The following is a 22627-nucleotide window of genomic DNA, read 5'->3' on the forward strand; positions in this document are numbered from 1 at the left end:
CAGGCGTGAGCAGCGACAACGGGCAGGGGAGCGCAGAGGGTGGCGGGGCCCGGGGCGGCGACGGGGCGCCGCCCGAGCAGCTTGCGTTGATCCGGGAGAGTGTGCGGCAGGCCAAAGCGCCGCGGGCCAAGCCGCGGACCTGGCGGGGGGCCGCGCTGGCCAGGGAACTGCCCGTCGCGCGAGTGCTGGTCGACAAAGGTGTGCTGCATCTTGACCGGTACTTCGACTACGCCGTGCCCGAAGAGCTGGATGCCGAGGCGCAGCCCGGGGTGCGGGTGCGGGTCAGGTTCGGGGCCGGGCGGCATCGGGTCAGGGACGGGCGCCGTGAGGGCGGGGGGCTCATCGACGGGTTCCTTGTCGCGCGGCTCGCCGAGTCCGACTATTCCGGCCCGCTGGCCGCGCTGGCGCAGGTCGTGTCCCCCGAGGTCGTGCTGAGCGAGGAACTGCTCTCGCTGGCCCGGGCCGTTGCCGACCGGTACGCGGGGAGCCTCGCCGATGTGCTGCAACTGGCCGTTCCGCCGCGCAACGCCCGGGCCGAGAAGGCGGCCTCGGCCGTGGCCCTGCCCGTCGCCGGAGCGCCGGATCCCGGCACCTGGGCTCGGTACGACCGGGGGGGCGCGTTTCTCGAGGCGCTCGCCTCCGGGGGTGCGCCGCGTGCCGTGTGGAACGCCTTGCCCGGGCCCGAGTGGAGCGAGGAACTGGCGCGGGCCGTCGGCGCGACGCTCGCCTCCGGGCGCGGGGCGCTCGTCGTCGTGCCTGACGGGCGGGCCGTCGCGCGGGTCGACGCCGCCCTGACCTCCCTCCTGGGGGCGGGACGGCACGCCGTGCTCACCGCCGACGCCGGGCCCGAGAAGCGGTACCGGGAGTGGCTCGCCGTGCGGCGGGGTGCCGTACGGGCCGTGGTCGGGACCCGGGCTGCCATGTTCGCGCCCGTCCGGGATCTGGGGCTCGTCGCGATCTGGGACGACGGCGACGACAGCCACAGTGAGCCGCACGCCCCGCAGCCGCATGCGCGCGAGGTGTTGCTGCTGCGGGCCGCGCAGGACAAGTGCGCCTTTCTGCTGGGTAGTTGGAGCTGTTCGGTCGAAGCGGCGCAGCTTGTCGAGAGCGGGTGGGCACGGCCGCTGGTCGCCGGCCGGGAGCAGGTCCGGTCGGCCGCCCCGCTCGTCCGGACCGTCGGCGACGGGGATCTCGCCCGGGACGAGGCCGCCCGGGCCGCACGGCTGCCGACCCTCGCCTGGCAGGCGGTGCGGGACGGACTGAAGCACGGGCCGGTGCTGGTGCAGGTGCCCCGGCGGGGCTACGTACCGAGGCTGGCCTGCGCCCGGTGCCGGGAACCCGCGCGTTGCCGGCACTGTGCCGGGCCGATGGAGGCGCGGGACGCCGGGGCACCGTGGTGCGCGTGGTGCGGGCGGGAGGAGACCGGCTGGCGCTGTCCGGAGTGCGGCGGGTTCCGGCTGCGGGCCCAGGTCGTGGGTGCGCGGCGGACCGCCGAGGAGCTGGGTCGGGCGTTTCCGGCCGTGCCGGTGCGGACCTCGGGGCGCGAGCATGTGCTGGACACCGTGCCGGGGACGCCCGCGCTCGTCGTCAGCACGCCCGGCGCCGAGCCCGTCGCCGAGGGCGGGTACGCGGCTGCACTGCTGCTCGACGGCTGGGCCATGCTCGGGCGCCCCGACCTGCGGGCCGGGGAGGACGCGCTGCGGCGCTGGATGGCGGCTGCGGCGCTCGTCCGGGGGCAGGGCGCGCGAGCGGAGGGGGCGCCGGGCGGGACGGTCGTGGTGGTCGCCGAGCCCACCCTGCGGCCGGTGCAGGCGCTGGTGCGGTGGGATCCCGTCGGGCATGCGGTGCGGGAGCTCGCGGAGCGCACCGAGCTCGGATTTCCGCCGGTGTCCCGGATGGCGTCCGTGGCCGGGACGGCGGAGGCCGTCGCGGGGTTCCTCGCCGGCGCCGAACTCCCGGGGGACGCCCAGGTGCTGGGGCCGGTGCCGTTGCCGGTCACGGCGGCGGGACGGCCGCGTCGGGCGGGGGCGCCGCCGCCGGGGGAGCACTGGGAGCGTGCGTTGGTCCGGGTGCCACCGGGGAGCGGGTCCGCGCTTGCCGCCGCGCTGAAGGCTGCCCAGGCGGCGCGGATGGCCCGGGCGGGGCGGGGCGGGGAGGAGAGCGTGTGGGTGCGGATCGATCCGCCCGACATTGGGTGAGACGGGGTGGGTGTCGGTCTGGGCGCCTTGTAGTGGCTGGGAGTGCGGATTCGCCCCCGCCGCTCCTACCCGTCCCTCCCCCAGAGGGGGGACCCCCACTGGGGGCTGCCGCCCCAGACCCCCGCTTCGGCCCTGAAAGGGCCTCGTCCTCAAACTCCCCCAGAGGGGGACCCCCAGACGGGCTGGATATGCCTCTGCCCTCCCGGGGTGGTGCGGGAGGGCAGAGGGTGGGGTGGGGGGTGGTGGTTCGGGTCAGCCGCTGCGCGGGCCGGGGAAGGCCGTGGGCCTCGACTCGTCGCGGGGGAAAGCCGTGGGCCTTGCCTCGTCGCGGAGGGTCGGGCTGCCCGCTGTCGGCTGGGTCGGCATCGAGCGGGCCGCGGGGACCGTCGGCACGGGGGGCATCACGGTACCGACGCCGCTGACCGTCCCGACACCGACCGTGCGGCTGCCCGAGGTCTCCGTGGCGCGCTCGGCGTCGGCCGCGGCCTGGGCGGCGGCGCGGCGAGCACCGTAGCGGCGGTGGACGGCCTGCTTGGTGACGCCGAGGGCGGAGCCCACCGCGTCCCACGAGAAGCCGAGCGAGCGGTCGAAGTCCACGGCTGCCGTGACCAGGGTCTCGACGCTGTCCCGCAGCTCCTGGGCGAGGCGGACGGTCGGGGCGGGGGCGCGCCCGTAGACGACGAAGCCCGTGGCGGGGCCGGAGCGGCGCGGGCGGTAGACATTGCCCAACTGGGCGGTGAGGGTGCGCAGTGCGTCCACCTGCCGGCGGACCCGCTCGATGTCCCGCACCAGCAAATGCAGGCTGGCCCGAGCCTGGGCGTCGTGGGTTGCGTGGTCGGCCATGAACAAGCCTCTCGAACCGGCGTTGAAAAGGAAGGGCCGCGCGGTGTGCGGCCCGTTGTGGTCAACTCTTTCTTGACCAACGCGATTTTGCGTGTGTGGTCACGGTGCGGGGGCGTAGGGGCATATGCGTACGCCCCCTGGAGTGCGGTCATAGACTGGTGCGCTGCCCGCAGAATCCCGTCCGAGAGGCCCCCGCCCACCCATGAGGCTTGTCTTCGCTGGTACCCCTGAGGTCGCCGTTCCCGCTCTGGATGCCCTGATCGGGTCGGGACGGCATGAAGTGGTCGCCGTCGTCACCCGGCCCGACGCGCCCGCCGGGCGGGGACGCAGACTGGTCGCCAGTCCCGTGGCCCAGCGGGCCGAGGAGGCCGGCATCGAGGTGCTGAAGCCCGTCAGGCCCAGGGACGAGGAGTTCCTCGCGAGGCTGCGCGAGATCGGGCCCGACTGCTGTCCCGTGGTCGCTTACGGGGCCCTCCTGCCCCGCGTCGCCCTCGACGTCCCCGCCCACGGCTGGGTCAACCTGCACTTCTCGCTGCTGCCCGCCTGGCGTGGCGCAGCGCCCGTGCAGCACTCCATCATGGGCGGCGACGAGATCACCGGCGCCTCCACCTTCCTCATCGAGGAGGGCCTCGACTCCGGGCCCGTCTACGGCACGGTGACCGAGACGATCCGGCCCACCGACACCAGCGGCGACCTGCTGACACGGCTCGCCTTCGCCGGCTCCGGGCTGCTGGCCGCGACCATGGACGGCATCGAGGACGGCACCCTGAAGGCCGTGCCGCAGCCCGCCGACGGCATCACCCTCGCGCCGAAGATCACCGTCGAGGACGCCCACGTCGACTGGTCCGTGCCCGCCCTCCGGGCCGACCGGATCGTGCGCGGGTGCACTCCCGCCCCCGGTGCGTGGACCGTGTTCCGGGGCGAGCGGCTCAAGCTCATCCAGGTCACGCCCGTGCCCGAGCGCACCGATCTCGCTCCCGGCGTGCTCTCCGTCGGCAAGAACAACGTGTACGTCGGCACCGGTTCGCACGCCGTCGAGCTGCTGTGGGTGCAGGCGCAGGGGAAGAAGCCGATGCGCGCCGCCGACTGGGCCCGGGGCGTGCGGATCGCCGACGGCGAGGTGCTCGGCGCCTGAGCCGTTCGCGCGGCCCGTTCCGGCGCGGTATCGCGAGACCCGGGCCGGCCCGACACGACGTACGCTGGAAACCGCACCCCTTTCCCGTATCCGGAGCACCTTTTTCGTGAGCGAGCAGCCTCGCCGGCCCCACAAGCCCGGCAAGCCCTACCGTCGGCCCCAGAAGGACCCCGTCCGCATCCTTGCCTTCGAGGCGCTGCGGGCCGTGGACGAGCGGGACGCGTACGCCAATCTGGTGTTGCCGCCGCTCCTCCGGGCGGCCCGGGCGAAGGGCGACTTCGACGGGCGGGACGCGGCCCTCGCGACCGAGCTGGTGTACGGGACGCTGCGCAGGCAGGGCACCTACGACGCCGTGATCAGGGAATGTGTCGACCGGCCCCTGCGCGAGGTCGATCCGCCGGTGCTCGATGTGCTGAGCCTCGGCGTGCACCAGCTGCTCGGCACGCGGATCCCCACGCACGCCGCCGTGTCCGCCTCCGTCGAACTGGCCCGGGTGGTGCTCGGCGACGGGCGGGCCAAGTTCGTGAACGCCGTGCTGCGCAAGGTCGCCCAGCACGATCTCGACGCCTGGATCGAGCGGGTCGCGCCGCCCTACGACGACGATCCCGAGGATCACCTCGCCGTGGTGCACTCGCATCCCCGGTGGGTCGTCTCCGCCTTGTGGGACTCCCTCGGCGGCGGACGCGCGGGGATCGAGGAGCTGCTCGCCGCCGACAACGAGCGGCCCGAGGTCACCCTGGTCGCCCGGCCCGGCCGGTCCACCACCGAGGAACTGCTCCTGGAGGAGGCCGCGGTGCCGGGGCGCTGGTCGCCGTACGCCGTGCGGCTCGCCGAAGGCGGGGAACCGGGGGCCATCGACGCCGTACGGGACGGGCGTGCGGGTGTGCAGGACGAGGGCAGTCAGCTCGTCGCGCTCGCCCTGGCCAACGCCCCGATCGACGGGCCCGACAAGGCCTGGCTCGACGGGTGTGCCGGGCCCGGCGGCAAGGCCGCGCTGCTCGCCGCCCTCGCCGCGGAACGGGGCGCGCTGCTGCTCGCCTCCGAGAAGCTGCCGCACCGGGCCGGTCTGGTCGCCAAGGCGCTGAACGGCAATCCGGGCCCGTACCAGGTCGTCGTGGGGGACGGGACCCGGCCACCGTGGCGGGCCGGCAGCTTCGACCGGGTGCTGTTGGACGTGCCGTGCACCGGGCTCGGCGCGCTGCGCAGACGGCCCGAAGCCCGCTGGCGGCGGCGGCCCGAGGACCTGGAGGGTTTCGCCCCGCTCCAGCGCGCTCTGCTGGCCACCGCACTGGAGTCGGTCCGCGTCGGCGGAATCGTCGGCTACGCCACCTGCTCGCCGCACCTCGCCGAGACCAGGGCTGTCGTCGAGGACCTGATCAAGCAGCACCCGAACACCGAACTCGTCGACGCCAGGCCGCTGCTGGAGGGCGTGACCGACCTCGGCGACGGTCCCGACGTACAGCTGTGGCCGCATCTGCACGGGACCGACGCCATGTATCTGGCCCTCATCCGCCGGACCGGTTGACCTCCGGGGCGGGGGCGGGGGCGGGGGCGGGGGCCGGCTCCGGGGCCGTGGCTCCGCGGTCCTCCCGGGCCAGCCGGTGCGGCCACCACACCTTCGGACCGACGTCGAGGAACAGGGCCGGGACCAGCACCGACCGGACCACGAACGTGTCGAGGACCACGCCCAGGGCCACCGCGAAGCCGATCTCCGCGAACGCCACCATGGGCAGTGTGCCCAGGGCCGCGAACGTGCCGGCCAGCACCAGGCCCGCCGAGGTGATGACCGCGCCTGTCGCCGACAGGCCCGTCACCACGCCCTTGCGGGTGCCCTGGCGGACCGACTCCTCGCGGATACGGGTGGTCAGGAAGATGTTGTAGTCGATGCCCAGTGCCACGAGGAACACGAAGACGAAGAGTGGGAAGTCCGTCGACTCGCCCGCGTAGTCGAACAGGTGGCGGAAGGCGAGGGCGCTGATGCCCAGCGCCGCCGCGAAGGACAGCACCACCGTGCCGATCAGCAGCAGGGGGGCGACCAGGGCGCGGAGCAGTCCGCAGAGGATCAGCAGGACCACCGCCAGGACGAGCGGGATGATCAGCATGTTGTCGTGCGTCGTCGCCCTGTCCATGTCCAGCAGGGCCGCCGTACCGCCGCCCACCTGCGCGTCGGCGTCCGGCACCGCGTGCACGGCGTCCCGGACCCGCTCCACGGTCTGCTTGGCGGCCTCGCTGTCCGCGGGGGCGGTCATCGTGGCCTCGAACAGCACCTTGCCCTCGTGGGAGGCCTTCGTGCCCGGCGGCAGGCCGAGCGAGGTGGGCACCACGCCACGCGTCTGTGCGACCGCCCGGCCGACCCGCTCGGCCTGCGCCTGGTTGCTGATGACGACGAGCGGATCACCGCTGCCCGCCGGGAAGTAACGTGCGGACACCTCCTGGCCGGCGATCGAGTCCGGCTTGTCGGTGAACGCGTCCGCGTTGCTCAGGCCCTCGGCGCGCAGCTGCATCAGGCCGAACGAGCAGGCGATCAGGGCCGCAGCCGTGATGCCCCAGATCACGCGCGGACGGACGGCGATGCCCCGGCCCATTCGGGCCCACAGGCCGCGCTCGGTCGGGTCGGGCGAGTTGTTGTGCGGGATCACCGGCCAGAAGATCCAGCGGCCGCAGATCACCAGCAGGGCGGGGAAGAGCGTGATCATGGCCAGCAGGGCCACCGCCACACCGATCGCCGCCACCGGGCCGAGGCCGCTCGTCGAGTTCATCTCGGCGGCCACCAGCACCAGCATGCCGAGCACGACCGTCGCCCCGGACGCGATGACGGCGGGGCCCGCGCGGTGCAGGGCGAGCGCCATCGCCTCGTGGCGGTCCTCGTGGCGGCGCAGCTCCTCCCGGTAGCGGGCGACCAGGAGCAGGGCGTAGTCCGTCCCCGCGCCGAACACCAGCACGGTGAGAATGCCGGCGCTCTGGCCGTTCACCGTCAGCCCCGCGTGTTCGGCGAGGAAGTAGATCAGAGCCTGCGCGGTGAACAGGGCCGCGACCACTCCCAGCAGCGGCACGATGATCAGGGTGGGGCTGCGGTAGGTGAGCAGCAGCATCACGACGACGACGCCCATCGCCGAGAGCAGCAGTGTCGAGTCGATGCCCTCGAAGGCCTCCGAGAAGTCGGCCGACGTACCGCCGGGACCCGTGATGTGCACGGCGAGCCCGGCGGCACCGGTACCGGCGGCGGCCCGGATGGAGTCGACGGCGGGCGCGATCCGCTCCCAGCCCTTCTCGTCCATCGTGATGGGTACGTAGATCTGCGCGGCCCGTGGGCCGGAGGCACGGTCGTACACCGGGCCCCGGGTCTCCGCGCCCCGGATTCCGTGGTCCCGCAGCTTCTCGATGCGCGCCGCGCCCTCGGTGATCCGGGCCCGGTCCGCCGCCGTGAGGCCGCTCCCGCGCGCGTAGACGACGATCGCGGGGATCTGCTCGGGCCTGAAACCCTCGGAGAGATGCAGGACCTGGGTGGACTCGGCGGACCCCGGCAGCCAGGAGGCGGCGTCGTTGTCCTGGGCGTCGGTGAGCTTCTGCGCGAAGGGCGCGGTGAGGAACAGCAACACCAGCCACACCCCGAGCACCAGCCACTTGGCCCGCCGTCCGCAGACGAGATGCGCGATCCCACGGTGACTGTTCATACCAACCTCGCATGGTCCCACTCAGGGGCGCGGGGGACTGCGCGAGCAACCACGACGGACCCGCGGCCCGCCCACCACCTTCGCCACGACGGACCCGAACGCGCAACCCCCGGAGGGCATGGCACGCTTGGGGCATGGCCGCGCAGATCAACCCCAGTATCCTGTCCGCAGACTTCGCCCGACTCGCCGAGGAGGCGAGGGCGGTCGAAGGAGCCGACTGGCTTCATGTCGATGTGATGGACAACCATTTCGTACCGAACCTCACGCTGGGTGTGCCGGTCGTAGAGTCCCTGGCCCGGGCGACGGACACTCCGCTGGACTGCCACCTGATGATCGAGGACCCCGATCGATGGGCTCCGCAGTACGTGGAAGCGGGTGCCGGTTCCGTCACCTTCCATGTGGAGGCCGCCGCGGCTCCGGTGCGGCTCGCCCGCGAGATCCGGGCGAAGGGCGCTCGGGCCTCCATGGCCCTCAAGCCCGCGACCCCGATCGAGCCGTACGAGGACCTGTTGCCCGAACTCGACATGCTGCTGATCATGACGGTCGAGCCGGGCTTCGGCGGCCAGGCGTTTCTCGACATCATGCTCCCCAAGATTCGCCGCACCCGCGAGTTGATCAGCAAGCACGGCCTTGAGCTCTGGCTCCAGGTCGACGGAGGTGTCGCCGCGTCCACCATCGAGCGCTGCGCCGAAGCGGGCGCCGACGTCTTCGTCGCCGGATCGGCTGTCTACGGCGCCGCGGACCCCGCCGAGGCGGTACGTGCACTGCGCACCCAGGCACAGGCCGCGACCGCCGCTGCGTCCTGGGCGTGCGGCCACTGAGCCAAGGGAACGTGAACGACGTACTTCTGGGCAGATCAAGCACTCGGGATCTGACAGGATGAACGGCGAATCCAGAATGTGAACAGCAGCGATGTAAAAGCAGTGAGGAGATCGCCGTGTCGGGTATGTCGGCTGGCCGGTCAGCCATGCGGATGGGACCCGCTGAGCTGGTTCAGGCGGCGGCCATGGCCCGCCGCTTCTACCTGGAGGGCAAGTCCAAGATCCAGATCGCCGAGGAGTTCGGCGTCAGCCGCTTCAAGGTGGCCCGGGTCCTGGAGACCGCTCTCGAACGGGATCTCGTGCGGATCGAGATCCGTGTCCCGGCCGAACTGGACGCCGAGCGCTCGGACGCGCTGCGGGCCCGGTACGGCCTCAGGCACGCGGTCGTGGTCGAGTCCCCGGCCGAGGCCCAGGAGTCGCCCGACCCGGAGAACCTCGGTGAAGTGGCCGCCGACCTGCTCGGCGAACTGGTGAACGAAGGCGATGTGCTGGGCCTCGCCTGGGGCCGGTCCACCATCCACATGGCGGCTGCCCTCGACCGGCTGCCGCCCTGCACGGTGGTCCAGCTGACGGGGGTGTACGACGCCGGGACCGCCGAGCGCGGCTCGGTCGAGGCGGTCCGCCGTGCCGCCCAGGTGTCGGGCGGCGACGCCCACCCCATCTACGCCCCGATGCTGCTGCCCGACGCGGCCACCGCCGCCGCGCTGCGCAACCAGACCGGGATCGCGCGGGCCTTCGAGTACTTCGACAAGGTCACCGTCGCCTGCGTCTCCATCGGCTCCTGGGAGGCCGGTATCTCGACGGTGCACGACATGCTCAGCGACGAGGAACGCGGCCACTACGCGTCCCTGGGCGTCGCCGCCGAGATGTCCGCGCACCTCTTCGACAGCGAGGGGCGCCGGGTCGGCCGTGACCTCGGCGAGCGGTGCATCACCGTCAAGACGGACCAGCTCCGCCGGGTTCCCGAGGTCGTCGCGATCGCGGGCGGGCAGCGCAAGGCCGCGGCGATCGACGCGGTGCTGCGGTCCGGGCTGGTCACCAGCCTGGTCACGGACACCTCAGCGGCGGACTACCTGATGACGGCGGGCCCGACGCCGAAGCCGGCGCTCAACCGGGCGGACCCGGACGGCATCTGACGGGTTGTGAGGCTGCGGGCGGTGCCCGGACTCCCTCGGGAGCCCGGGCACCGAGCTGTTCGACGGCTCGGTACAGCGGCTCTGCCCAACCGCTCCGTTCGAGGGGACGCGCCGGGGACGTACGAACCCGTCAGTCGTGCTCGTCGCCCTCCGGGTCCAGGTGCGGCAGGACCCGGTCGAGCCAGCCGGGCGTCCACCAGGCGCGGGAGCCCAGCAGCGTCATGACCGCCGGCACCAGCAGCAGCCGTACGACCGTCGCGTCGATGAGCACGCTCACGGCGAGACCCAGGCCGAGCATCTTCACCACCACGTTGTCGCTCACCACGAACGCGGCGAAGACGCTCACCATGATCAGGGCCGCGCAGGTGATCACCCGGGCGGTGATCTCCAGGGCGTGGGCCACGGACGCCTTCGCGTCGCCGGTGCGCAGCCAGGCCTCGTGGACGCGGGAGAGCAGGAAGATCTCGTAGTCCATGCTGAGTCCGAAGATGATCGCGAACATCATCATCGGAACGTAGCTCTCGATGGGCACCTTGCCCGTCACCCCCAGCGCGGGCCCGCCCCAGCCCCACTGGAAGACGGCCACGACGACACCGTACGAGGCGGCGATCGACAGGACGTTGAGCACGGCCGCCTTCAGCGCCACCAGCAGGCCCCGGAAGACGGCCAGGATGATCAGGAAGGCGAGGGCGACGACCACCGCGATGATCAGCGGCAGGCGGCTCGCGACGATGTCACGGAAGTCGACCTGGGCGGCGGTCGTGCCGGTCACGTAGCCGTGCGCCGCAGTTCCGGAGACGGCGCCGGGCAGGGTGTCGTCGACCAGGCGGTTCGTCAGGTCGGTGGTCGTTTCGCTCTGCGGCGACGCCTTGGAGTAGACCGTGCCGATCAGGACGTCGCCGTCCTTGGTCGCGGTGAGCGGGGTGGCCGTGGCGGCGCCCGGTACGTCCGCCAGCGCCTTGGACGCCTTCGAGGCGAGGGCGGAGCGCTGGTCGGCGGGCACCTTCGTCTGGTCGATGACGACGGTCAGCGGGCCGTTGGCGCCCGGCCCGAACGACTGGGCCATGATGTCGTACGCCCGCCGGTCCGTGAACGACTTCGGGTCGGCGCCGTCGCCGATGTGGCCGAGCTGGATGGACAGCGCCGGGATCGCCAGCACCAGCACCGTCAGGACCCCGCCGGCCAGGAACCACCAGGGGCGCCGCTCGACCCGCTGCGCGTAGCCGTGCCAGGCGCCGTGGCTCTCGGCGCCGGTCTCGTCGGCCGCGGCTTCGGCGACCGGGCGGCGTACCCGGTAGCGGTCGATGCGTCGGCCGATGAGCCCGAGCAGGGCCGGGACCAGGGTGAGGGCGCCCACGACCGCGGAGACCACCGTCACGGCGGCTGCCACGCCCAGCTTGCCGATGAAGCCGACCCCGGAGACGGAGAGCCCGGCCAGCGCGACGATCACCGTGCACCCGGAGACCAGGACGGCCCGCCCGCTGGTGGCGTTGGCCCGGCCCGCCGCCCGTACCGGATCGTCGCCGTTCATCAGGTTCTGGCGGTGCCGGGTGATCAGGAACAGCGCGTAGTCGATGCCCACGCCGAGGCCGATCATCGTGGCCAGCGTGGGGGAGACCGTGGCGAAGGTGAACGCCGAGGCGAGCAGCCCGAGGCAGGCGAGGCCCCCGATCACGCTGATCAGCGCGGTCAGCAGGGGAATGCCGGCGGCGAGCACACTGCCGAAGCCGACCAGCAGGACGACGATCGCCACCGCGAACCCGATCAGCTCGCTGACCCGGTCGTCGGCGGCGGGCCGGGCCAGTTCGCCCAGCGGTCCGCCGTACTCGACCTGCACTCCGGCCGACCGCAGCGACTGCACCGACTTGTCGACACCGTCGAGGTAGTCGTCCTGGAGGGTGGAGGGCTGGACGTCGAAACGGATGGTGATGTAGCCGGTCTTCGCGTCGCCGGAGAGCGGGCCGACGGTCTGCTCGCTGGTGCCGGGCTGTGATCCCGGCGGCGGCAGCGGGCTCTGGACGGACAGGACGTGCGGGAGTTTCTGCAGGTCGGTGACCGTCTGGGACATCTGCGTGGACACGGAGGTCAAGGGCTTCGCCGAGTCCCGCAGCACGATCTGACTGCCGTAGCCGCCGGCCGCCGGATCGTGTTTCTTCAGCAAGTCCAGGCCCTGCTGCGACTGGACCCCGGGCAGGGAGAAGTTGTCGGAGTAGTCACCGCCGGAGGAACGGTTGAGCACCTGGAGGGCGGCGAGCGCGACCAGCCAGGCCACGATGACGATCACGAAGTGCCGGGCACACCACTCGCCCAGCCGGCGCAGTCTCCCGCGCGTGTCCTTGCGTCCCCCCGATGCTGGTGCTGGTGTCGCTGTCGGCGATGACATGCGCGGCTCCCGCCGGAGACTGCCGGTCATCTTCATTGAACGACTCGCCGGTCGACGTGTCCTGTCGGGAGGCTGTGACCCGGGTTCCCGCCCATGTCCTCGGCCGGGTCGCCGTTGTCCTGGGACGGGGCGGTGGGATCTACTACAGCGATGATCACTTCGACCCTTCGCGACTCCTCACGGTGGTGCTGAGATGACCGACCACCCGCTCGCTCCGGTGTTCGCCGGCCGCGCGCCCGCCGGTGTCCTGTCCTGGCCCGCCGCGCTGCCGTTCGAGCGCGCCCTCGAAGCCGCCCGCGAGGCGGGCTGGGAGAGCGCCGACCTCGACCTCGCCGATGTGTCGGACAGGGCCGGGCTGATGACGGCCTGTGCCACCGCGATGCGTTTCCCGGACCACTTCGGCTCGAACTGGGACGCCCTGGCGGACTGTCTCGGTGACTTGCAGTGGTGGCCCGCGAGCCGGGGCAGGCTCCTGCTCGTCCGCGGCTGGCAGGCGTACGCGGCGGCCCGGCCCGAGGAGTGGAACACGCTCCAGGAGATCTTCGCCGACGCCGCCGCGAGCTGGCGGGAGACGGATACGGGGCTGGCGGTGGTGATGGTGCTCGCCTGACGCCAGTGCCGTCGTGCGCCGTCGGCACTGCCGGGTGCCGGGTGCCGGGTGCCGGGTGCCGGGTGCCGGGTGTCGTCGGGGCGGTGGCGGTCCGTCGGAGGATGCCACGACCCGTCCCGCGATCCGTCTGGACGATCCGACCAGGCGATTTCAGGTCACCGGCATGGGACAATGAGGTACGTGCTCTTCCCCCAGGCTGTCCTGTCCGGGGGCCACCTCTGATCAACCGGGATGTGCAGCACGTGCGTTTCCTCAACGACATCCAGCCCCCGTACGACCTGACGTACGACGACGTCTTCATGGTCCCGAGCCGTTCCGCCGTGGGTTCCCGGCAGGCCGTCGACCTCAGCTCCCCGGACGGTACGGGTACGACGATCCCGCTGGTCGTCGCCAACATGACCGCCATCGCGGGCCGCCGGATGGCCGAGACGGTCGCACGGCGCGGCGGGCTCGTCGTCATCCCGCAGGACATCCCGATCGAGGTCGTCACCGACGTCGTCTCCTGGGTGAAGAGCCGCCACCTCGTGCTCGACACCCCGATCATGCTCGCGCCTCACCAGACCGTCGCAGACGCCCTCGCCCTGCTGCCCAAGCGGGCACACAACGCGGGTGTGGTCGTCGACGCCGAGCAGCGGCCGGTCGGCGTGGTCACCGACGCCGACCTGACCGGTGTGGACCGCTTCACCCAGCTCTCCGAGGTCATGTCGAAGGACCTGCTGCTCCTCGACGCCGGCATCGACCCGCGCGAGGCCTTCAACCGTCTCGACGGCGCCAACCGGCGTTACGCACCCGCCGTCGACGCCGACGGAAGGCTCGCCGGCATCCTCACCCGCAAGGGCGCGCTGCGTGCCACCCTCTACACGCCGGCCACGGATGTGAACGGCCGTCTGCGGATCGCCGCCGCCGTCGGCATCAACGGCGATGTGGCCGGAAAAGCGCAGCAACTGCTCGAAGCGGGCGTCGACACCCTCGTCATCGACACCGCGCACGGTCACCAGGAGTCGATGCTCAGCGCCATCAAGCTGGTCCGCGACCTCGACCCGCACGTCCCGATCGCCGCGGGCAACATCGTCGCCGCCGAGGGCGTCAGGGACCTCATCGAGGCGGGCGCCGACATCATCAAGGTCGGCGTCGGACCGGGCGCCATGTGCACCACCCGCATGATGACGGGAGTCGGCCGACCGCAGTTCTCGGCGGTCCTGGAGTGCGCGGCCGAGGCGAAGAAGTACGGCAAGCACGTGTGGGCGGACGGCGGGGTACGCCACCCCCGTGACGTCGCGATGGCGCTGGCCGCCGGTGCGTCGAACGTCATGGTCGGCTCCTGGTTCGCCGGGACGTACGAGTCTCCCGGCGACCTTCAGCAGGACGCCGCCGGGCACCTCTACAAGGAGTCGTTCGGCATGGCGTCGGCGCGTGCGGTACGCAACCGTACGTCGGAGGAGTCGGCGTACGACCGGGCCCGCAAGGCCTTGTTCGAGGAGGGCATCTCCACGTCCCGGATGTTCCTCGACCCGGCCCGCCCGGGCGTCGAGGACCTGATCGACTCGATCATCGCGGGCGTCCGTTCCTCGTGCACCTACGCCGGTGCCAACTCCCTCGCGGAGTTCGCCGAGAAGTCCATCGTCGGCATCCAGAGCGCCGCCGGGTACGCGGAGGGCAAGCCGCTCCACGCCAGCTGGAGCTGACCCGACCGTGCTGAACGATCTCGACGAACGTATCGTGCACGCCCTCGCCGAGGACGCGCGCCGCTCCTACGCGGACATCGGGCAACTGGTCGGGCTGTCCGCGCCTGCCGTGAAGCGGCGGGTGGACCGGTTGCGGGCGAGCGGGGCGATCACCGGGTTCACCGTGCGGGTGGATCCGGCGGCGCTGGGGTGGGAGACGGAGGGGTTCGTCGAGATCTACTGCCGACGGAACACCTCGCCGGAGACGATTCAGCGGGGGCTGGAGCGGTACCAGGAGGTGGTGGCCGCGTCCACCGTCACGGGGGAGGCGGACGCGGTGGTGCAGGTTTTCGCCTCCGACATGCGGCACTTCGAGCGGGTGCTTGAGCGGATCGCGGGGGAGCCGTTCGTGGAACGGACGAAGTCCGTGCTGGTGTTGTCGCCGTTGCTGCGGAGGTTTTCTGCGGGGTCGCCCACCTAGGTGCCCCTTGCGGGTTCGTCGGCGGGTGCGGGTTCGGCGTGGCTTGTCGCGCAGTTCCCCGCGCCCCTGTCGGCAACTCCGCAGCGCCTGTTGCGAGTTGCCCCTAGTCGGCGGTCTTTCTCGCCAGGGCGTTGTTCGCGATCGAGTTGTGGATGCTGAAGCTCACCGCGTCGCCCCGGTATCGGTCGTCGGACCATTCGACCGGGCGGCCCTCCCTCGTTGTCGTCACGCGGCGGACGCGCAGGAGGGGGCTCGTGCGGCGGATGTCGAGGAGTTCGGCGTCCTGGGCGCCGGCCGCCACCGCGTCGATGACGTGTTCGCCGTATGCGAAGACCAACCCCGTGTCCTCGAAGAGGCGTTGGGTGACCGAGGGGCAGTCCGGTTCGATGGGTTCCACCGACGGGGCGATCCAGCCGGCGTAGACCGTGCGCTCCAGGAGGACCGGTTCGCCGTCCAGGCCGCGTACGCGCAGGACGTGCAACACCCTTTCCTTCTCGTGGAGTTGGAGCCGGATCGCGTCCTCCGTCGTCGCGGGACGGTACTCCTGGTGCACCACTTGGCCCGTTGCCTCGCGGCCCATCGCGCGGGCCCACTGGGCGAAGCTGCGGAGTTCCTCGAAGGTCTGGCTGCGGCGGCTGGCCAGGACCACCCGGCGGGCGCCCTGGCGGGAGCCGATCAGGCCCTCGGCGGTCAGGGCGGCAACCGCCTGGCGGATCGTGCCGCGGGCCACGCCGTAGTGGGCGGCGAGTTCCGTCTCCGGAGGCAGCCGGCTGCCGACCGTGTACTCCTCGCGGTCGATCGCCCGGCGGAGCTCGTCGGCGATCTCCTCGTGTCGCGCCGTCATGCTTCCCCTCTGGGCTTGTCGCTGTGCACAGCGTGACCAGCCTAATCGACATCTGCGACCGGTCCAGGCGCGCCGGAAATGTGCAGGGAATCAGTGGTCAGTGTTTCGCCAGTGTTTACGGGCGTGATACCAGCGGAAGTCCTACTGAAGCCAACTTGTTCAGACAAGTTCTCCGCACTACCTCAACCCTCGTGCGCACCCCTGGAGAGACCGTGATCGTGACCCTGCCGAGAACAGCCGTCCGCGGCGGCGCCCTCGCCGTCGTCGCCGCGCTCGCCCTGAGCGCCTGCGGCGCGGCCCCCGACGACACGTCGACCACCGCGAACGGCAGGAGCGCGGCCACCGCGACCTCCGCCGCCGACTTCGGCGGCAGGGCCAAGCTGGTCGAGGCCGCCAAGAAGGAGGGCACGCTGCACGCCATCGCGCTGCCCCGTGACTGGGCCAACTACGGCGCCCTGATCGACGGTTTCCAGAAGAAGTACGGCATCAAGATCGAGGTCGAGAACCCCGACGGGGCAAGTCAGGACGAGATCAACGCCGTCACCTCCCGCAAGGGGCAGGACCGGGCACCCGACGTCCTCGACCTGGGCAGCTCGTTCGCGCTGAGCGCCGCCCAGCAGGGACTGCTCGCGCCCTACAAGGTCGCCGCCTTCGCCGACATCCCCGAGGGACAGAAGGACCCGGAGGGGCTCTGGTTCAACGACTACGGCGGCTACATCTCCATCGGGTGCGACGCCAAGCGCGTGAAGACCTGTCCCACCTCGTTCGCCGATCTGCTGAAGCCCCAGTACAAGGGACAGGTCGCCCTCAACGGCAACCCCACCAAGTCCGGTTCGGCCTTCGCCGGTGTCTGGGCGGCCTCGCTGGCCAGTGGCGGTTCCTTCGACGACATCCAGCCCGGCCTCGACTTCTTCGCCAAGCTGAAGAAGAACGGCAACTACACACCCGTCGAGTCGACCCCCGCAACCGTCGAGAAGGGCGAGACGCCCATCAGCATCGACTGGGACTACCTCAACGCCGGATACGCCGACGAGTTCAAGTCCAAGGGCGTCGACTGGACGGTGTCCGTGCCCGCCGACGGCGAGTTCTCCCAGTTCTACTCCCAGGCCATCAACAAGGACGCCCCGCACCCGGCCGCCGCCCGGCTGTGGCAGGAGTACCTCTACAGCGCCGAGGGGCAGAACCTCTGGCTCAAGGGATACGCCCGGCCGGCCCTGATGACCGCCATGGAGAAGGCCGGCACGCTCGACAAGACCGCCGCCGCCAAGCTGCCCAAGGTTTCCGGCACACCGTCCTTCCCGACCGAGGCCCAGCAGAGCAAGGCCAAGACCGTACTGGCCCAGGGCTGGGGCAAGGCCGTCTCCGGATGACCGCCACCCTCACCCGGGTCGACGTGGTGCCCGCCGCTTCCGTGAAGCGGCGGCGCCGCGCCCCCGGCTGGCTCGCCGTACTGCCGCTGCTCGCCTTCGTGGCGGTCGCCTTCGGGGTGCCCGCCCTGGCCATGCTGAACGGCGCCTTCACCGCCAAGAACCAGGCCACCGGCGCCACTTCGTACACCACGGCCAACCTGACCGACTCCCTCCAGGGCGCGTACCTCACCGCCCTGCTCGGCAGCGTCAAGCTGTCCGCGGTGTCGGCGCTCATCGCGACCGTCCTCGGACTGCTGCTCGCCCAGGCCGTCGTGTCCTCCCGGTTCCGGGCGCTGCGCGAGGCCGTACTCACCGCCTCCGGGGTCCTCGCCAACTTCGGCGGGGTGCCGCTTGCCTTCGCCTTCGTCGCCACCCTCGGCAACTCCGGTGTACTGACACGGCACTTGGGGCTGACGGACAAGGGCTGGAGCCTCTACAGCTTCTGGGGACTGGTGATCGTCTACCTCTACTTCCTGATCCCGCTGATGGTCCTCACGATCACCCCCGCGCTCGACGGACTCCGCTCCCAGTGGCGCGAGGCCGCGCTCAACAACGGCGCCACCAACGTCCAGTACTGGCAGCACGTCGGTCTGCCCGTGCTGCTGCCCTCGCTGCTCGGCGGGTTCGTGCTCCTCTTCGGCAGCGCCTTCGCCGCATACGCCACCGCCGCGGCCATGGTGGGCAGTTCGATCCCGCTGGTCACCCTCCAGATCGCCGACGCCATCTCCGGCAACGTGCTCGTCGGCCAGGAGAACGTGGCACTCGCCCTCAGCCTCGACATGGTCCTGATCGCGGGCCTGGTCATGGCCGTGTACCTGCCCCTGCAACGGAGGAGCGCGCGATGGCTCGCCTGAACCTGTGGCGCTGGGTGGTCCTGACCGGCGCCGCCGTCTACTTCATCGTCCCGCTCGCCGCCTCCGTGATCTTCACGGTCGACGTACCGGGCGAGGGCGTCACCTTCGACGCCTACGGCCAGATCGTCGGCGCCGACGGCTTCCTGCCCGGCCTGATGCTCTCCCTCGAACTGGGCGCCGCCACGATCGCCGTGGTCCTGCTGCTGATGGTGCCCGCGATGGTCGCCCTGCGGCTCGGCGCACCCCGGCTGCGGCCGGTCGTCGAGGTGATCTGCTCCCTGCCGCTGGTCGTCCCGCCGATCGCGTTCGTCGCCGGGATCTCCACAGTCCTCAAGTGGGGTCCCGAACACCTCTCCCGTACGCCCCTGTTCCAGACCTTCGTCGCCATCCAGAACCCCGACTTCCCCGTCGTCCTCGTCCTCGCGTACGTCGTGATGGCGCTGCCCTTCGTCCACCGGTCACTGGACGCCGGACTGCGCGCGATCGACGTCCGCACGCTGGTCGAGGCCGCCCGCAGCTGCGGTGCGAGCCCGGCGCAGGCGCTGGTGAGGGCCGTGCTGCCCAACCTGCGCGGGGCGCTGCTCAACGCCTCCTTCCTCACCCTGGCTCTGGTCCTGGGCGAGTTCACGGTGGCCCAGTTGCTCGGCTTCCAGCCGTTCGCCGTGTGGATCTACAGCGTCGGCGGCTCGCAGGCCCAGCTCTCCGTCGCCGTCTCCGTGCTCAGCCTGCTCGTCACCTGGGCCCTCCTCCTCGCGCTCGCCGGGCTCGGCGGGCGTTCCCGAACCGCCGCCGCCAAGGGATGAACCACATGACGCTCGACAAGGCCGCCACTGTCGAATTCCGGGGCCTGCGCCGGGAGTTCGGCCCGACCGTCGCCCTCGACGGACTCGACCTCGCCGTGCGGCCGGGGGAGCTGCTCGCGATGCTCGGCCCCTCCGGCTGCGGCAAGACCACGGCGCTGCGCATGCTCGCCGGGTTCGAACACCCCGACTCCGGTGAGGTGTTGGTCGACGGCGAGGACGTCACCCAGGTGCCGGCCCACCGCCGGGACGCCGGGATGGTCTTCCAGTCGTACAGCCTCTTCCCGCACCTCAGTGCCCTCGACAACGTGGCCTTCGGGCTGCGGATGCGCAAGGTGCGCACGACCGAACGGCGCGCTCGCGCGGCCGAGTTGCTCGATCTCGTGGGCCTCGCCGACAAGGGCGAGCAGTATCCGCACCAGCTCTCCGGCGGCCAGCAGCAGCGTGTCGCGCTGGCCCGCGCGCTCGCCCTGCGCCCGCGCGTACTGCTCCTCGACGAGCCGCTGTCGGCGCTGGACGCCAAGGTGCGGCTGAACCTGCGCGAGGAGATCCGGCGGCTGCAACAGGAACTCGGCATCACCACCCTGTTCGTGACGCACGATCAGGAGGAGGCGCTGTCCATGGCCGACCGGGTCGCCGTGATGCACTCCGGGCGACTCGAACAGTGCGCCACCCCCGCCGAGTTGTACGGCCGTCCCGCCACCGCGTTCGTCGCCGAGTTCGTCGGCACGATGAGCCGGATTCCGGGGCGCCTGTCCGGCGGCTCGGTCGAGGTGCTCGGGCAGCGGCTCCCGGTGGACGGCGAGGCGCCCGACACCGTCGAGGTCGATGTGCTGGTCCGGCCCGAGGTGGTCCGGGTCGGCGCCGACCCGGCGGGCGACGCGCACGTCGTGGCCACGGCGTTCCTCGGCGCGGTCACCCGGATCACCGTACGGCTCGGCGACGGCACCGAGGTGAAGGCCGACCTGCCCGCGCACGAGGCCGCCAAGCTGGGCGCGGGAACCGCCGTACAGGTGTCCCTGCCGGAGCGGCCGGTGCTGGTGGCCGGACGCGCGAACCGCCCGTGAACCGTTGACCTTTCGAGAGAGAGAAACGTGACCCCCCACGCCCCCCGGACTCCCGGCACCCCCCGACCGTCCCGACTCCCGCTCCAGGCAGTCCTGTTCGACATGGACGGCACGCTCGTCGACACGGAGCGGCTGTGGTGGGAGGCGGTGGAGCAGGTCGCCGGGAGACCGCTGACCGTGGCGGACCAGCCCGAGGTGCTCGGCAGGCCCGTCGAGCACACGGCCGACTGGCTGGCCGCCGCCACGGGCACGGAGGCCGGGCGGCTCGCCGCCGAGCTGCACCGGGAGTTCGCGGCCCGCGTCCGCACCGGCATCGTGCCCCGCCCGGGCGCGCTCGACCTGCTCGACGCGCTCGCCCTGGCCGGCGTACCCACCGCCCTGGTGACCGCCTCTCCCCGGGCCGTCGCCGACACCGTGCTCGACGCGCTGGGAGCCACCCGGTTCGCGGTCTCCGTGACCGCCGACGACACCGAACACACCAAGCCCGCCCCCGACCCGTACCTCGCCGCCTGTGACGCCCTGGGCGTCGACCCGGCAGCCTGCGTCGCCGTCGAGGACACCGAGACCGGGGTCGCCTCGGCGGAGGCGGCGGGCTGCGCGGTACTCGCCGTGCCGTCGCTCGCGCCGATCGGGACGGCGCCCGGCCGGACGGTACTGGCCAGCCTGGCCGGGGTCACCGTGGCGCAGCTCGGCGCAATGGTCGCGCCGGAACTCCGCAACGAACTCCGGGTGATGAGCTGGAACCTGTGGCTCGGCGGCACCAAGGTCGACGACCACCGCGAGAAGCAGCTCAAGGTGATCGTCGAGACGGGCGCCGACGTGGTCGGCCTCCAGGAGACGAACGGCGATTCCGCCCAGCAACTCGCCGAGGCACTCGGCTGGCACCACCATCAGGCGGGCCCGAACCTCGGCGTCATCAGCCGGCATCCGATCACCGCCCGGCTCGGCGACCCGGACGTCGGCTTCTACGGGGCGACCGGGGTGCGGATCCGACTCGACGGAGGGCAGGAGGTCGACGTCTGGAGCGCCCACCTCGACTGCGCGCCGTACGGGCCGTACGAGGCCCGGTTCGACGGGCTTCCGGCGGCCGAACTGGTCGCCCATGAAGCGGGGCGGCTGGAGCGGATACGGGAGATCCTGCGGCGGATCGCCGACTCCGCCGTCGGCGATTCCACGCCCGTCGTGCTCGTCGGGGACTTCAACACGCCCTCGCATCTGGACTGGCCGGGAGTGGAGTGGCCGGTGACGAAGGCGGCGGCGGACGAGGCGGGGCTGCGGGACTCGTACCGGGAGGCGCACCCGGACGCGGTCCGGGATCCCGGTCATACCTGGTCGCCGATTCATGTCGAGCACGAGGACGGGAGCGGGCGGCCGGAGCCTCAGGACCGGATCGACTTCGTGCTGTTCAGGGGGGCGGGGCTGAGGGTGCTTGACTCGCGCGTGGTCGTGAGCGGGGTGGTGCGGTTGTGGCCCGAGGTGGCCGGCAACGCCTGGCCCTCGGACCACGCGGCGGTACTGACGACGTTCGGGTTCCGGTAGAGAGGTTTCTCGCCCCCGCCGCCCCTACCCGTCCCATCCTGCTGGGGCTCCGCCCCAGACCCCGCTCCTCAAAGGCCGGAGGGGCCGGATATTCAGCGCCGGCCGGCATTTCCAGCCCGTCCGGCGCTTGAGGACGAGCGCGTTCAGAGCGAAGGGGGGTCTGGGGGCATAGCCCTCAGGATGGGACGGGTAGGGGCGGCGGGGGCGAGAACAACGAATCGCCGCCCGGCCCCCGTCCCGCGCAACGAATCGCTCACCGGCGCGCAACGGCTCAGCCTTGTCCCACCGAGCCCGCCCCCCGTACCGTCTACGTGTATCCCCAGCCCCATGAGCCCCTGCAAGGACCCCGCATGCGCACCGCCCTGCTCCAGAGCTCCGGCCGCCCCGGCTCCCTCGTCGAGAACCTCAAGGTGCTCGACGAGGCCGCGGGCCGGGCCGCCGCCGCGGGCGCCGCGCTGCTGGCCGCGCCGGAGATGTTCCTCACCGGGTACGCGATCGGCGACGGCATCGCCCACCTCGCCGAACCCGCCGACGGCGACTCCGCCGACGCGGTCGCCGAGATCGCCACCCGGCACGGCCTCGCCATCGCCTACGGCTACCCCGAGCGGTCCGGCGACCAGGTCTTCAACTCCGCCCAGATCGTCTCCGCCGACGGCGACCGGCTGGCCAACTACCGCAAGACCCACCTCTTCGGCCACTTCGAACGCGACCACTTCACACCGGGCGAGCAGCCCGTCGTACAGGCCGAACTGGGCGGTCTCCGGGTCGGCCTGATGATCTGTTACGACGTCGAGTTCCCGGAGAACGTCCGCGCCCACGCCCTCGCCGGCACCGACCTCCTCCTGGTCCCGACGGCGCAGATGCACCCGTTCCAGTTCGTCGCCGAATCCGTCGTACCGGTGCGGGCCTTCGAGAACCAGCTGTACGTCGCCTACGTCAACCGGGTCGGCCAGGAAGGGGAGTTCGACTTCGTCGGGCTCTCCACGCTCGCCGGACCCGACGGAGTGGCCCGTACCAGGGCCGGCCGCGGCGAGGAACTCCTCCTCGGCGACGTCGACCCCGTTCTCCTCGCCGCCTCCCGCGAGGCGAACCCGTATCTCCTGGACCGGCGTCCCGGCCTGTACGGCTCCCTGGGCTGAGCCTCCTCACCTTCCTTCCTCTCCCCTCCA

Annotated in this window: 18 protein-coding genes; 14 read left to right on the forward strand and 4 right to left on the reverse strand. The window is 72.0% G+C overall.

Annotated features, from left to right (window positions below; genetic code table 11):
* Positions 1-5 precede the first annotated feature (5 nt).
* Positions 6-2198, forward strand: coding sequence for a primosomal protein N' (locus OG595_RS35990; RefSeq protein ID WP_329279481.1), 2193 nt, complete (start codon positions 6-8; stop codon positions 2196-2198).
* A 252-nt stretch (positions 2199-2450) separates the two neighbouring features.
* Here OG595_RS35990 and OG595_RS35995 read toward each other — a convergent pair whose 3' ends face one another.
* On the reverse strand, positions 2451-3041 hold the full coding sequence (locus OG595_RS35995; protein ID WP_329279483.1) for a hypothetical protein: 591 nt from the start codon (positions 3039-3041) through the stop codon (positions 2451-2453).
* 202 nt (positions 3042-3243) lie between these two features.
* On the opposite strand from OG595_RS35995, the gene fmt reads away from it, so the two are divergent.
* Together fmt and OG595_RS36005 are read left to right on the forward strand one after the other, a co-directional pair.
* The gene (gene fmt, locus OG595_RS36000; protein ID WP_329279485.1) at positions 3244-4176 is read left to right on the forward strand and encodes a methionyl-tRNA formyltransferase; all 933 of its coding nucleotides are present in this window, start codon (positions 3244-3246) and stop codon (positions 4174-4176) included.
* Between the two features lie 106 nt (positions 4177-4282).
* Positions 4283-5701 (forward strand): RsmB/NOP family class I SAM-dependent RNA methyltransferase, encoded by a 1419-nt coding sequence (locus OG595_RS36005; protein WP_329279487.1) that lies wholly within the window; start codon positions 4283-4285, stop codon positions 5699-5701.
* Here OG595_RS36005 and OG595_RS36010 read toward each other — a convergent pair.
* A complete protein-coding gene (locus OG595_RS36010; protein WP_329279489.1) occupies positions 5682-7850 on the reverse strand; it encodes an MMPL family transporter in 2169 nt (722 codons plus the stop codon). The two genes, OG595_RS36005 and OG595_RS36010, sit on opposite strands and share 20 nt — an antisense overlap.
* 134 nt (positions 7851-7984) lie before the next feature.
* On the opposite strand from OG595_RS36010, the gene rpe reads away from it, so the two are divergent.
* Positions 7985-8671 (forward strand): ribulose-phosphate 3-epimerase, encoded by a 687-nt coding sequence (gene rpe / locus OG595_RS36015; RefSeq protein ID WP_329279491.1) that lies wholly within the window; start codon positions 7985-7987, stop codon positions 8669-8671.
* A gap of 146 nt (positions 8672-8817) precedes the next feature.
* The gene (locus OG595_RS36020; protein ID WP_329279492.1) at positions 8818-9807 is read left to right on the forward strand and encodes a sugar-binding transcriptional regulator; all 990 of its coding nucleotides are present in this window, start codon (positions 8818-8820) and stop codon (positions 9805-9807) included.
* A gap of 130 nt (positions 9808-9937) precedes the next feature.
* Here OG595_RS36020 and OG595_RS36025 read toward each other — a convergent pair whose 3' ends face one another.
* Positions 9938-12190, reverse strand: a complete 2253-nt coding sequence (locus OG595_RS36025) for an MMPL family transporter (protein WP_329279493.1) — start codon at positions 12188-12190, stop codon at positions 9938-9940.
* Between the two features lie 193 nt (positions 12191-12383).
* Between OG595_RS36025 and OG595_RS36030 the strand changes: the two genes are divergently transcribed.
* The 3 genes from OG595_RS36030 to OG595_RS36040 all read left to right on the forward strand — a co-directional run bounded on the left by OG595_RS36030 (position 12384) and on the right by OG595_RS36040 (position 14945).
* Entirely contained in the window at positions 12384-12800 is a 417-nt protein-coding gene (locus tag OG595_RS36030; RefSeq protein WP_329279494.1) for a barstar family protein, read from the forward strand.
* A 242-nt stretch (positions 12801-13042) separates the two neighbouring features.
* The gene (locus OG595_RS36035; protein WP_329283472.1) at positions 13043-14485 is read left to right on the forward strand and encodes a GuaB1 family IMP dehydrogenase-related protein; all 1443 of its coding nucleotides are present in this window, start codon (positions 13043-13045) and stop codon (positions 14483-14485) included.
* A gap of 7 nt (positions 14486-14492) precedes the next feature.
* On the forward strand, positions 14493-14945 hold the full coding sequence (locus OG595_RS36040) for an Lrp/AsnC family transcriptional regulator (RefSeq protein ID WP_164314977.1): 453 nt from the start codon (positions 14493-14495) through the stop codon (positions 14943-14945).
* A 103-nt stretch (positions 14946-15048) separates the two neighbouring features.
* Here the strand turns inward: OG595_RS36040 and OG595_RS36045 are convergent, their stop codons facing one another.
* A complete protein-coding gene (locus tag OG595_RS36045; RefSeq protein WP_329279496.1) occupies positions 15049-15789 on the reverse strand; it encodes a GntR family transcriptional regulator in 741 nt (246 codons plus the stop codon).
* A 212-nt stretch (positions 15790-16001) separates the two neighbouring features.
* On the opposite strand from OG595_RS36045, the gene OG595_RS36050 reads away from it, so the two are divergent.
* The 6 genes from OG595_RS36050 to OG595_RS36075 all read left to right on the forward strand — a co-directional run bounded on the left by OG595_RS36050 (position 16002) and on the right by OG595_RS36075 (position 22597).
* Positions 16002-17159 carry an ABC transporter substrate-binding protein gene (locus OG595_RS36050; RefSeq protein WP_329283474.1) on the forward strand — a complete coding sequence of 386 codons (1158 nt, stop codon included), beginning with the start codon at positions 16002-16004 and terminating at the stop codon, positions 17157-17159.
* Positions 17156-18052, forward strand: a complete 897-nt coding sequence (locus OG595_RS36055) for an ABC transporter permease (protein ID WP_329279498.1) — start codon at positions 17156-17158, stop codon at positions 18050-18052. The genes OG595_RS36050 and OG595_RS36055 overlap by 4 nt, the downstream gene beginning before the upstream one ends.
* On the forward strand, positions 18040-18855 hold the full coding sequence (locus OG595_RS36060; RefSeq protein WP_329279500.1) for an ABC transporter permease: 816 nt from the start codon (positions 18040-18042) through the stop codon (positions 18853-18855). Before OG595_RS36055 ends, OG595_RS36060 begins: the two co-directional genes overlap by 13 nt.
* Positions 18856-18860: 5 nt before the next feature.
* Positions 18861-19919 carry an ABC transporter ATP-binding protein gene (locus OG595_RS36065; RefSeq protein WP_329279502.1) on the forward strand — a complete coding sequence of 353 codons (1059 nt, stop codon included), beginning with the start codon at positions 18861-18863 and terminating at the stop codon, positions 19917-19919.
* Positions 19920-19946: 27 nt separating this feature from the next.
* The gene (locus OG595_RS36070; RefSeq protein ID WP_329279504.1) at positions 19947-21458 is read left to right on the forward strand and encodes an HAD-IA family hydrolase; all 1512 of its coding nucleotides are present in this window, start codon (positions 19947-19949) and stop codon (positions 21456-21458) included.
* Positions 21459-21808: 350 nt separating this feature from the next.
* Complete coding sequence (locus OG595_RS36075; RefSeq protein ID WP_329279506.1) at positions 21809-22597, forward strand: carbon-nitrogen hydrolase family protein; 789 nt, start codon at positions 21809-21811, stop codon at positions 22595-22597.
* Positions 22598-22627 lie beyond the last annotated feature (30 nt).

The sequence above is a fragment of the Streptomyces sp. NBC_01451 genome (genome assembly GCF_036227485.1).
In the GTDB taxonomy this organism is placed as follows: Bacteria; Actinomycetota; Actinomycetes; order Streptomycetales; family Streptomycetaceae; genus Streptomyces.

Bases quoted from the DNA above. Each gene is read 5' to 3' on its own strand.
- fmt (WP_329279485.1), top strand. From the start codon at position 3,244: ATGAGGCTTGTCTTCGCTGGTACCCCTGAGGTCGCCGTTCCCGCTCTG.
- OG595_RS36045 (WP_329279496.1), bottom strand. From the start codon at position 15,789: ATGACGGCGCGACACGAGGAGATCGCCGACGAGCTCCGCCGGGCGATC.
- OG595_RS36025 (WP_329279493.1), bottom strand. From the start codon at position 12,190: ATGTCATCGCCGACAGCGACACCAGCACCAGCATCGGGGGGACGCAAG.
- rpe (WP_329279491.1), top strand. From the start codon at position 7,985: ATGGCCGCGCAGATCAACCCCAGTATCCTGTCCGCAGACTTCGCCCGA.
- OG595_RS36055 (WP_329279498.1), top strand. From the start codon at position 17,156: ATGACCGCCACCCTCACCCGGGTCGACGTGGTGCCCGCCGCTTCCGTG.
- OG595_RS36065 (WP_329279502.1), top strand. From the start codon at position 18,861: ATGACGCTCGACAAGGCCGCCACTGTCGAATTCCGGGGCCTGCGCCGG.
- OG595_RS36030 (WP_329279494.1), top strand. From the start codon at position 12,384: ATGACCGACCACCCGCTCGCTCCGGTGTTCGCCGGCCGCGCGCCCGCC.
- OG595_RS36020 (WP_329279492.1), top strand. From the start codon at position 8,818: ATGCGGATGGGACCCGCTGAGCTGGTTCAGGCGGCGGCCATGGCCCGC.
- OG595_RS36075 (WP_329279506.1), top strand. From the start codon at position 21,809: ATGCGCACCGCCCTGCTCCAGAGCTCCGGCCGCCCCGGCTCCCTCGTC.
- OG595_RS36060 (WP_329279500.1), top strand. From the start codon at position 18,040: ATGGCTCGCCTGAACCTGTGGCGCTGGGTGGTCCTGACCGGCGCCGCC.
- OG595_RS36010 (WP_329279489.1), bottom strand. From the start codon at position 7,850: ATGAACAGTCACCGTGGGATCGCGCATCTCGTCTGCGGACGGCGGGCC.
- OG595_RS35995 (WP_329279483.1), bottom strand. From the start codon at position 3,041: ATGGCCGACCACGCAACCCACGACGCCCAGGCTCGGGCCAGCCTGCAT.